A 9,772-nucleotide genomic window follows, 5' to 3' on the forward strand; every position below is an offset into this window, starting at 1 on the left:
TAGAGGTGTTTCATCGGGCCTCACCAGCGAACGCGCCCACATCCGCCGCGGCGATAGCACCGACGGCGACCTCCTGGGTATTGGACGGACAGCTCACGCGAGTCATCGTCGGCCTCCTTAGCAGCCTGATCGGGTTCACACACTACCGAACCAGTAGCAGTTTGCAACTACAGAGAACGACGCAGTCGGGTGCGGTGGTGCGACCTACTCAGGGAATCTAATGATTATTCTGGCGGACCAATCTAGCTAGTAGTAGTTTGCTACTAGAATTTTCCGGCAAAGCAGCGCTCCGCGAGAGGACAATCAGATGTCGACGACCACCGTGCTGGACCGATTCCGCCTCGACGGCAAGGCCGCGATCGTGACCGGGGCAACCTCGGGCCTGGGGGTGGCATTCGCCACCGCGCTGGCCGAGGCGGGCGCGGACGTGGTGCTTGCCGGGCGACGCGCCGATCGCCTGGAGCAGACCCGCAAGCTGGTGACCGACCTGGGGCGCCGCGCCATTACGGTGACCGCCGACGTGAGCCTTCCTGAGGCCGCTCAAGGGGTGGTGGATACGGCGGTCAGCGAGTTGGGGAAGGTCGACGTGCTGGTCAACAACGCCGGCAAGGGCACCGCGGTGCCGGCCACCCGGGAGACACCCGAACAATTTCGGGAAGTGATCGATATCAATCTCAACGGGTGCTATTGGATGGCCCAGGCCTGTGGCCGGGTCATGACACCTGGCAGTGCGATCGTCAACATCTCCAGTGTCGTGGCGCTAACCAGTGGCGGGTTGCCCCAGGCAGCGTACTCGGCGAGTAAAGCCGCGTTGATCGGATTGACTCGCGACCTGGCGGTGCAATGGACCGGGCGCAAAGGCATCCGGGTCAACGCGCTCGCCCCGGGCTTCTTTCCGTCGGAGATGACCGACCAGTTTCCCGAGGGCTACATCGACAGCCAACTGCCGCGGCTGCCTGCCGGGCGTCCCGGCGAACCCGCGGAACTCGCCGCGGCAGTCGTGTTCTTGGCCAGCCCCGCCGCGGCCTACATCACGGGCACGACGCTCGTCGTCGACGGCGGTCTGACGGCATCCTGAGCTCGTGGTGAAATGCAACGGGCCGGACCGGTGACCGACCTCAGGATGAGGCCCTACGGTCCGCTGCGGGGCCGCGGGGACGCGCTGGCGAGGGCACTCAGCGTTGTGCGGCGCGCACAACGGCACAGCGCGAGCGGCGTCGTCCTGCTCTCGGGGGAGGCCGGCATCGGCAAAACGGCGCTGCTGTCCGAGATTTACCGTCATGCCGCACACTCGAGCCTGCTGGTTGCCAGAAGCAAATGCGACGAAATCGAGCAAGCCGCGCCCGGCGCACCGATGATCGGACTGCTCCGCAGCGGGCGGACACCGCTTCTTACCACCACCGAGTTCGAAGGGGTTGCCCGCGTCGCCGGCGAGCCGCTGTTGCTCGTCGATCGGATCGCTGATCACCTTGACCGGCTGGCAGCCGATCACCGACTGCTGCTCGCCGTCGACGATGTGCAGTGGGCCGACCGGGTCAGCCGATATGCGCTGCGCACCTTGATCTCTCGTGCAGCGGGGCGGCCAGTGGTGTGGGCGCTGGCCAGCCGCTCCGCCGCAGCCGGGTTGAGTGTCGGTGCCGCCGACGTCGTCGAGGTCGATCACATCCAACTGGGTCCGCTGGGGCAGCGCGAGATAGCCGAAATCGCACGCGATCGGCTCGGTTCAAGATTTGACCACCGCATTTCCGAGTTGCTGGCCGCCGCCGGTGGGAATCCCTTTGTCGCCACTCAGATTATCGACAGCGTCGCCCTGAGTGCGGATACCAGCGAGCAGATCCCGGCGCCGTTCCGGACGGCCGTCGCTAGGCGGCTGGCCGGCTTGTCCGCGACAGCGCGCCATCTCATCGACGCGATCGCCGCCGCCGGGAGCCCGGTGCCGATCCTCGAATCAGCGACGCTGTGTGGCGTGGCCGCGGGGCCGACGCACGATGCCGACGTCGACGCCGTACTGGCATCTGGCCTGGTCGTCTCGACCGGCACCGACCTGAGGTTCAGCCACGACCTGGCCATGGAGGCGGTCTATGACCTGATCGCCCCGGACCTACGACGCCGACTGCACACGCGGTTCGCCCAACACTTGCTGGCCACCACCGGGGATCCGGCGCTGGCCGCAGCCCATGCACGGGCAGCGATCACGATTGGCGACGACGCCAACGCCGCCATCATGCTTTCCGGCGCGGAGGCGATGGTCAACAGCAGCGCCGTCGACGCCGCCGGCCTTGCGCTGCAAGCGTTCCAGACACTACGTCCGCACCACGCGCACTGGCTGGAGTCAGGTGAGCGCGCGCTGGCAGTTCTGTCGCATACACAACACTGTGCCGACGCGATTGCCGTAGCCGACCTGTTGCTGGCCACCGTCGACGACCCCGACGTCATCAGCCGGATCGAAACACAGGCCGCGGAAGCGTTGTGGCTCAGCGGCCATTTCACCGAGCTGGCGCAGCGCGCGGACCGCGGCATCAGCCACGCCGCACCGCGGCGTGATCTGGTTGCCCGCTTCCAAGCGGTAGGTGCGTTGGCCCGCACCCGTATCGTTCCTGCCGACCAGGCCACCGAACAGGCCGACATCGCGCTGGCCGAAGCCAGGTCCACCGGCGATCACGACGCGCTGGCGCTTGCCCTGCAAGCCGCCGGCGAAGCCGCCCACAACGAACGTCGTCATCAATTGGCGTTGAAGCATTTCCGGGAATTGCGCTCGGTCACCCGGGTGGCCTACCTCGCCGAAGAGATCATGGAGCTGCAACTGCTGGATCGCTACCATGACGCCCAGATGCTGCTGGATGCTGCAACCGACGACAGCCGGGCGGGCGCCGAGTCGCTGATCCCAACCGTGCTGTTCGCACAGGCCAAGCAGTATTACAACGTGGGCGAACTGCGCGCCGCCGATCAGACCGCGGCGGCCGTGGTCGAACTCGGAGAGGTGATCGGCAACACGGTTCATGTCGTCGAGGCCGCCCAGATACGCGCTTTCGTCGCATTGCTGCGCGGCGAGCCCGCGTTGGCCGGACAGCGACTGCGCCCACCGTTCGACGTTCGTAACGGCGCGGATACCGTCGAGCACCCTGGCGTGACCTTCACCCGAGGTTGGCTGACTGCTGCCCGGGGCCATCCCGACGATGCCTGTCGAATATTTGCCGAATTGCTGGCCGCACCCGAACGGTCGCGCAGTTACTGGGCGTGGTGGCCATGCTGGATGACGATATTCTTTGAAACCGGAATGGCCTGCGGCGCTTCTAAATTCACTGAGCAGGCGGTCGAGGTTGCCGAGGAAGGCGCACGACGCAATCCCGACGTCGCCACACTGACCGGGTTGGCGTTGAATCTGCGCGGCCTGCTCGACCACGACCTTGCCATGGTCGCCGAGTCGGCGAATATCCTCCAGCACAGTCCAAGACGGGTTTTGCGGGCGGCGGGTACGGAGGCGCACGGCATGATGCTGTTGGAGATCGGCGAACGAGATGCCGGGCTGGCCCGACTGGACGCCGCGTGGGACGAGTACAACAGCATGGGCGCCTCGGCCCGGCGCGCAGGTGTGCAGCGCACCATGCGCGCCGCCGGAGCCCGACGTAGCAAGTGGACACGTTCGCATGTCGACACATCAAGCGCAGTAGTGCTCTCGGATGCGGAGCGGCGCGTCGCACACCTCGTCGCGGTCGGCCATACCAACAAGGCCACCGCGAAATCGCTTGGTCTGTCTGTCAATACGGTGGGTACGCACCTGCGATCCATCTACGCCAAGCTCGGCGTGCGATCACGGGTGCAACTCAGCAATACACTGCGTCGGCTGGGCGAGTTGCAATGAGCCGCGCTTACGGAGTTCGAGAATAGGAGGTCGGCCAGGTATGGAGTGGACGGGTGCGCGCTATGCGGATAAGCCGAACGTGGAAGTGCAGACGTGGATCGATGCGACCCCGCGCCGGGTGTGGGAGCTGGTGGCCGATGTCGAGTTGATGCCGTCCATGAGCCAAGAACTGCAGTCGGTCGAATGGCTGGACGAGGCCGCCAAAGGCACAGTGGGAGCCAGATTCGTGGGACACAGCAAGCACGATTCGTTGGGTAGCTGGTCCACAACCTCGATAGTGATCGAAGCGGAGCCCGAGCGGGTATTTGCCTGGGCCGTGGAGGATCCGGAGAACCCCACGGCGGTTTGGCGTTTCCGGCTCGAACCCAAAGACGGCGGCACGCAATTGACCCAGTGGATGCAGATCGGCCCGGCGCGCTCCGGGCTTTCGCTTGCCATCGATCGCATGCCCGAAAAAGAGGAGAAAATCGTGTTCGTGCGGATGCGGGAGTTCGAACAGAACATGACCGCCACCCTGGCCCACATCAAGAAACTCGCGGAAAGCTGATGCGCACCGCCACCACGGTCGAGGCTTCGGGCTTCGGCGACTGGTCCAAGCAGCGCGACTACGTCGTCGAGGCCGAAAGACTCGGACTGGACGTGTTGTGGGTCGCCGAAGCCTGGGGTTCGGACGCGCCGTCCGCCATCGGCTATTACGCCGCCTGCACCGACCGCATGCTGCTCGGCTCGGGTGTTATGCAAGTCGGCACACGAACGCCCGTCGCAGTTGCCCAAACCGCGATCACGCTGTCGAACCTCTCCGGAGGGCGCTTCCTGCTCGGGCTCGGCGCTTCAGGCCCACAGGTGATCGAGGGGTTGCACGGGATCTCGTTCAAGCGGCCGCTCCGCCGGCTGCGGGAGACGGTCGAGATCGTGCGCCGAGTGCTCGGTGGGGACAAGATCTCCCACTCCGGCAATGAGTTTCAGATTCCGCTTGCCGGCGGGGATGCGGTGCCGATGAGGTTGTCGATGCGCGCCGAGCACGACGTCCCGATCTACCTGGCGACCCTGTCGCCTGCCATGCTGCGCCTGACTGGCGAAATCGCCGACGGCTGGCTGGGCACCAGTTTCGTGCCCGAAGGTGCCGCGGACGCGTATTTCGCCTACCTCGCGGAAGGATTGGCCCGCAGCGGGCGTAACCGCACCGACCTCGATATCTGTCAGGGCGCCGAGGTGGCGTTCGCGCCCGACGAAGACGCCCTACGCGTGATGATCGGCAGCCGGAAGAAAGAGCTCGCATTCAGTCTGGGTGGCATGGGATCGGCATCGACCAACTTCTACAACCAGGCCTACAGCCGTCAGGGTTGGGCCGACGTCGCTGCCGAGGTGCGTAACCGCTGGCAGGCGAACGACCGGAACGGGGCCGCCGAACTGGTGACCGACGAGATGGTCCTGGCCACCACCCTCATCGGCACCGAATCCATGGTGCGACAACGTCTCTCGGTCTGGAAGGACGCCGGAGTCAACACCGTTCGGCTCTATCCTGCCGGAGACACCCTGGACGACCGGCTGACAACCATGGGCAGGGCGATCGAGATCGTGCGGGAGATCAGCAGCGCTCGATAATCTTATGAATCGAGTAGAGCAGTACCGCACGGCTCGCGCCAAGCGGGCCCGGGGAGGAAACCGGACCCGCGAGGATTAGCTGGCGGATGGTCGAGCGAGCTACCGCGGCAACCTGGTGCGGCTGCCGCGACCCGTCACGGCTTCGTAGAGCGCGATGAGCACTGCCGCAGCGGCGACGCCGATGAAGAACGGAATCCAGGCGACTCCGCCATTGGCATTGTGGTATCCGAAGTGGCTGGCCACCGCAGAGCCGACCAAGCCACCTACGGCACCGAGTAGAACAGTCATGATCATGCCGATGTTTTGCTTGCCCGGCATGACGAGACGCGCCACCAACCCGATGATCGCGCCCACGACGAGCGCGAGGATGATTGTTCCGATCATTTCAGCTCCTGCCTTAGCGGTGCCCCTGGTGGACACCCTCTTCGATCACGGGTTCCCCGAACCGACCGGCTTATAACGCACACGTGGAGCGGGTCAGCGCTCCCGGTAATCGTTGCAGCAGAACCGTTTAGATGGCGTGGGCCGGGGGTAGTCGAAAGAATCATTCGACACACGTCCACCAGGAGGTCGGAGCCAGTGACCACGGCTATCTGCCCCGCGTGCGGCTATCCCACGCTGGGCCCCGATCTATGCGCGTTCTGCCGCCCCGAAGTGCGCGCTGGCGACCAACCGATCGGGCAGATGCCGTCCGCGACCGAGCCGCGTCCCGGCTCCGGCGAGTGGGGGTACGGCACGCTGGCCAGCTGAAGCCGCTGTCGGCCAAGTGCCCGACCCGTCACAGCGGATCGGCTTATGCTGGCTGGACGATGCCCGCTCGCGGTGCTCATTGTGGCAAGGGGGCCGATTGACGTATGTGCTGACGCAGCCGCAGGTGATGGCGACGGCTGCTACCGATGTGGCGGCGATCGGTACGACCATCAATCAAGCCACGGCCGCCGCGGAGGGCAAGACAACCGGCATGGTCGCGGCGGCCGCCGATGAGGTGTCCAGCGCGATAACGACGCTGTTCAACGCATACGCCCGGGAGAGCCAGGCGATCATGGGCCGGGCGGCGGCTTTTCACACTGAGTTCGCTCGGGCGCTGGCCGCGGGCGGCAACGCCTACGCCGGCGCCGAAGCCGCCAGCCTGGGCCCGCTCGGCGCCTCCACGACCAGCCCAGTGGTGCCGGCAGACTCGTACGTCACCTTCGTCATGGACGGCAGCGGAACGCCGACACCTCCGCCGTCCTTTGTGGCCAACGTTGTCGGCAAATACGTCGCGACTAATTTTCCCGTCGGCCGTATTCAACCCCTGACCATGCCGGCGGGTGAATATCCAGACAGCGGTATCAAGGACTTGCCTCAGGACGTAGCGATATCCCGCGGCGTCACGATCCTCGACGCCCAGATCCAGCAGCAACTCCTGGCCGGTAACGCCGTCAACGTGGTGGGCTACTCGCAGGGCGCCAACATCGCCTCGCTGGAGATGCAGTCGTTGGACCCTGGCGGCACGCCGAGCTCACTACCGATAAACTTTGTGCTGCTTGGCAATTCGATGAATCCCAACGGGGGCTGGGACGCCCGCTTCCCGGGTCTGAGTCTGCCGACCCTGGGCTTTTCGACCCTCGGCCCGGCGCCCACCAATGACTTCGTGACCAAGTCCTACATCCTCGAATACGACGGCTGGGCCGATTTCCCGCAATACCCGATCGATGTCTTCTCCGACCTCAATGCCGTTGCCGGCATGGTTACCGTGCACGCGGACTATGACAGCCTCACGCCCACGCAGATTGATTCGGCGATCATCCTGCCGACGCACGAACACGTCTCCACGACGTACTACATGATTCCGACTCAGAATCTCCCCCTGCTAGATCCGGTGCGGTCCATCCCGTACCTCGGAAACCCGATCGCAGACTTGGTCCAGCCGGTACTGAAACCGCTCGTCAACTGGGGCTACGGCAACCCGGACTTCGGCTGGTCCACCGGGTACGCCGATGTGACTACCCCGTTCGGATTCCTGCCGCCGATCAGCGACACCGCCGCCCTGGGGCCGGCCCTGGCCAACGGGGTACATCAGGGAATCACCGCCGCGATCAGCGATCTTCACGCCGAGGGACCCCCACAGCTGCCGTCGCTGCAGGGCATATCGCAGGCGCTGACGTCATTCTCGGCGCCCGGCACACTGGCGTTGCCTCCGCTCGGCGACCTTCTCTCGGACCTGCAGGCGGCGAACACCCAGATCGTTGACACCGTGTCGACTGATTTGTCGACGGCCTACGCGACGCTGCTTCCGACGGCCGACATCGCAACCGCCGTCCTGATCTCATTGCCGTCCTATGACGTCAACCTGTTCCTGAATGGGACACTGCAAATGGTCAATGGCCAGCCCCTGGTGGGGCTCGTCAACGCGATCGGCGATCCGATCGCCGCCAACGTTGGATTGCTCACGCTCACAGGTGGTTTGGAGCTCACGGTCCTTGCAGAAGCAGCTGATTCGATCTTGAACGGGACGCCGTATCCGACTCCTTGACCGGGCAGCAACTCCTGGCGATATCGCTACGCTGCGGCTACTTTTGCGGCGATTTGGCGGGCGATGTTGATCGCGGCGTCGGACCGACTGGAATTGCACGCGATGATGTCAACGGCGACGTCGACGGCCACCGTCAGCGCCCGCTGACAGGTCCACCCGGCTACTTCTGTGCCGGTTCCGGTGGCGGCGGTTTCGGTGGCGCTCAGGGTGCCGTTGTTATTGGCAACAGGGCCCACGGTCCAAACTTGTGGACTGCCGACTGTGTCGGTGTACTGCCGGTTCGCGCACGCGAACCAGTGTGGGGTGACCCCTGTCAAGAATGCGGTCGAATCATGCGCGGAGCGAAACAACACCACACTCTGAAAGACCCGATAATTGGGCCGCCCGTCGAGGTACTGTGCGCGCTCGGCGGTCCACCCGCTGCCAGCGTAGACAGTGGAATCCGCCGCGGCATACAGCCTCAGGCAATCCTTGTCGGACACGTGGGGCGCGTCGTCATCCATCGCGGTTTGGTTATGGGTAACCGTCATCCCAGTGGCACCCATCGCGCTGTCGATTCGGTCGGGGCTGAGCAACAGTCCGTCCAGCGCGGCTCCCGCCACTGGGGGTGTCGACGAGGTCTGTGATGACGACGGGCCGGCGGTCTTCGACCGCGTCTCGGTATACAGCGCCACGCACCCGATGCCCGCTGCGATGGCAATGATGGCGACCGCGGCAATGATAAGTGCGATCTTGGTGCGTCGCTTGGGGCGTTGATTCGGAGACGCGTCTACAAACGACGACACTGCGCACCTCCGCAGAATCAGATCGACCGGGCAACCGCGCACCGGCCGCCGCGGGAAGCGTATCGCGCTCTCCGGCGGGCGCATATCGATTTCAAATAAACTCCTCCCATGGTCGAATTTATCGACCCTCAAAAAGCGTTGACAAAGCACGGGTTTCGCATAGCCACCGCCGGCTTGCCCTATTGCCGTCGCATTGGCTCGACTCGCCGCGCCCGACGGCTAGCGGGCCTGCCGAGCACGACCTCGAACTGCCCCAAGCCGGCACTGTTGGCCAGGTGCTCGACCGGGCGCTCGAAGCCGGCCTGGGCCAACAGGACATGGTCGCGGGAGATCACCATCGATTCGACCTTGGCTCATATCTGTGATGCCGACCTGCCGGCCGCGCTCGACGTGCTTGCCGACGGACAGTTGGGTACCGGGCTGGTGGAAACCCCCGTCCCCTTGGACCAACTCGGGCCGAGCCTGGACCGGCTGTCCTCGGGGCACCTCGAAGGCAAAGTCCTGATCGATCCCAGTATCTGAACCAATTCCACAGGAGAGCAACGACATACATGACACCCCAATCGACCATCACCGCCAGCATCAACGGCAAGCAGGTGCCGCGCACCGATGTCCGAAAGTGGGAAGCGCGCCGCGCCAAGGCAGTGCTGAAGAAGTTCGCCTCCCGATTGGGGTCACTGGCGATCGCCGAGATCTCACCCGGCCTGGACCTCGATGCGGTACTCCATTCGGAATTGGACGTGCAGCGTCAGGCGTTGCTCACTCTCAAGACCGGTCTCGGCCACGCCGGCATGTACGCCATGCTCCGGCGGGAAATAGCTGCATCGGAACGGATTTCCCGCACCGCAGTAGCAGCGAGCCGTGGCCGCGCCGCCCGCAGTGTCACGCAGTTGACAGCGCCCGGAGTTTCGGCGGAGGGCTTCGCCGGGTGGTTCAACAACCTCACCGCGGTCAATGACGAGGCGAACATGCTCGACGCGATGCCCGACCACTACCTGCTGCGTG

The 9,772-nt window shown here is 64.9% G+C and carries 9 protein-coding genes and 1 pseudogene; 8 read left to right on the plus strand and 2 right to left on the minus strand.

The window, feature by feature from the left end; translation table 11 throughout:
* Positions 1 to 307: 307 nt before the first annotated feature.
* Genes VML93_RS23975 through VML93_RS23990 form a run of 4 tightly spaced genes read left to right on the plus strand, consistent with a single transcriptional unit; the run spans position 308 to position 5,467 of the window.
* Positions 308 to 1,078 (plus strand): glucose 1-dehydrogenase, encoded by a 771-nt coding sequence (locus VML93_RS23975; protein WP_325614771.1) that lies wholly within the window; start codon positions 308 to 310, stop codon positions 1,076 to 1,078.
* Between the two features lie 45 nt (positions 1,079 to 1,123).
* Entirely contained in the window at positions 1,124 to 3,862 is a 2,739-nt protein-coding gene (locus VML93_RS23980) for an AAA family ATPase (RefSeq protein ID WP_325614772.1), read from the plus strand.
* Positions 3,863 to 3,902: 40 nt separating this feature from the next.
* Positions 3,903 to 4,409, plus strand: coding sequence for an SRPBCC family protein (locus VML93_RS23985; protein WP_325614773.1), 507 nt, complete (start codon positions 3,903 to 3,905; stop codon positions 4,407 to 4,409).
* Complete coding sequence (locus tag VML93_RS23990; RefSeq protein WP_325614774.1) at positions 4,409 to 5,467, plus strand: LLM class flavin-dependent oxidoreductase; 1,059 nt, start codon at positions 4,409 to 4,411, stop codon at positions 5,465 to 5,467. The genes VML93_RS23985 and VML93_RS23990 overlap by 1 nt, the downstream gene beginning before the upstream one ends.
* 99 nt (positions 5,468 to 5,566) lie before the next feature.
* Here VML93_RS23990 and VML93_RS23995 read toward each other — a convergent pair whose 3' ends face one another.
* Positions 5,567 to 5,851, minus strand: a complete 285-nt coding sequence (locus VML93_RS23995; protein ID WP_325614775.1) for a GlsB/YeaQ/YmgE family stress response membrane protein — start codon at positions 5,849 to 5,851, stop codon at positions 5,567 to 5,569.
* 195 nt (positions 5,852 to 6,046) lie between these two features.
* Between VML93_RS23995 and VML93_RS24000 the strand changes: the two genes are divergently transcribed.
* Together VML93_RS24000 and VML93_RS24005 are read left to right on the plus strand one after the other, a co-directional pair.
* Positions 6,047 to 6,217, plus strand: a complete 171-nt coding sequence (locus VML93_RS24000) for a hypothetical protein (RefSeq protein WP_325614776.1) — start codon at positions 6,047 to 6,049, stop codon at positions 6,215 to 6,217.
* 106 nt (positions 6,218 to 6,323) lie between these two features.
* A complete protein-coding gene (locus VML93_RS24005; protein ID WP_325614779.1) occupies positions 6,324 to 7,982 on the plus strand; it encodes a PE-PPE domain-containing protein in 1,659 nt (552 codons plus the stop codon).
* Between the two features lie 26 nt (positions 7,983 to 8,008).
* Here the strand turns inward: VML93_RS24005 and VML93_RS24010 are convergent, their stop codons facing one another.
* Positions 8,009 to 8,899 carry a sensor domain-containing protein gene (locus tag VML93_RS24010; RefSeq protein ID WP_325614777.1) on the minus strand — a complete coding sequence of 297 codons (891 nt, stop codon included), beginning with the start codon at positions 8,897 to 8,899 and terminating at the stop codon, positions 8,009 to 8,011.
* A 135-nt stretch (positions 8,900 to 9,034) separates the two neighbouring features.
* On the opposite strand from VML93_RS24010, the gene VML93_RS24015 reads away from it, so the two are divergent.
* The gene (locus VML93_RS24015) at positions 9,035 to 9,289 is read left to right on the plus strand and encodes a hypothetical protein (protein WP_325614778.1); all 255 of its coding nucleotides are present in this window, start codon (positions 9,035 to 9,037) and stop codon (positions 9,287 to 9,289) included.
* Between the two features lie 29 nt (positions 9,290 to 9,318).
* Positions 9,319 to 9,772, plus strand: a pseudogene (locus VML93_RS24020) (hypothetical protein); the annotation flags it as partial.

Origin of the sequence: Mycobacterium sp. (genome assembly GCF_035499775.1) — a bacterium.
GTDB lineage: Bacteria > Actinomycetota > Actinomycetes > Mycobacteriales > Mycobacteriaceae > Mycobacterium.

Bases quoted from the DNA above. Each gene is read 5' to 3' on its own strand.
- VML93_RS23975 (WP_325614771.1), top strand. From the start codon at position 308: ATGTCGACGACCACCGTGCTGGACCGATTCCGCCTCGACGGCAAGGCC.
- VML93_RS23980 (WP_325614772.1), top strand. From the start codon at position 1,124: ATGAGGCCCTACGGTCCGCTGCGGGGCCGCGGGGACGCGCTGGCGAGG.
- VML93_RS23985 (WP_325614773.1), top strand. From the start codon at position 3,903: ATGGAGTGGACGGGTGCGCGCTATGCGGATAAGCCGAACGTGGAAGTG.
- VML93_RS23990 (WP_325614774.1), top strand. From the start codon at position 4,409: ATGCGCACCGCCACCACGGTCGAGGCTTCGGGCTTCGGCGACTGGTCC.
- VML93_RS23995 (WP_325614775.1), bottom strand. From the start codon at position 5,851: ATGATCGGAACAATCATCCTCGCGCTCGTCGTGGGCGCGATCATCGGG.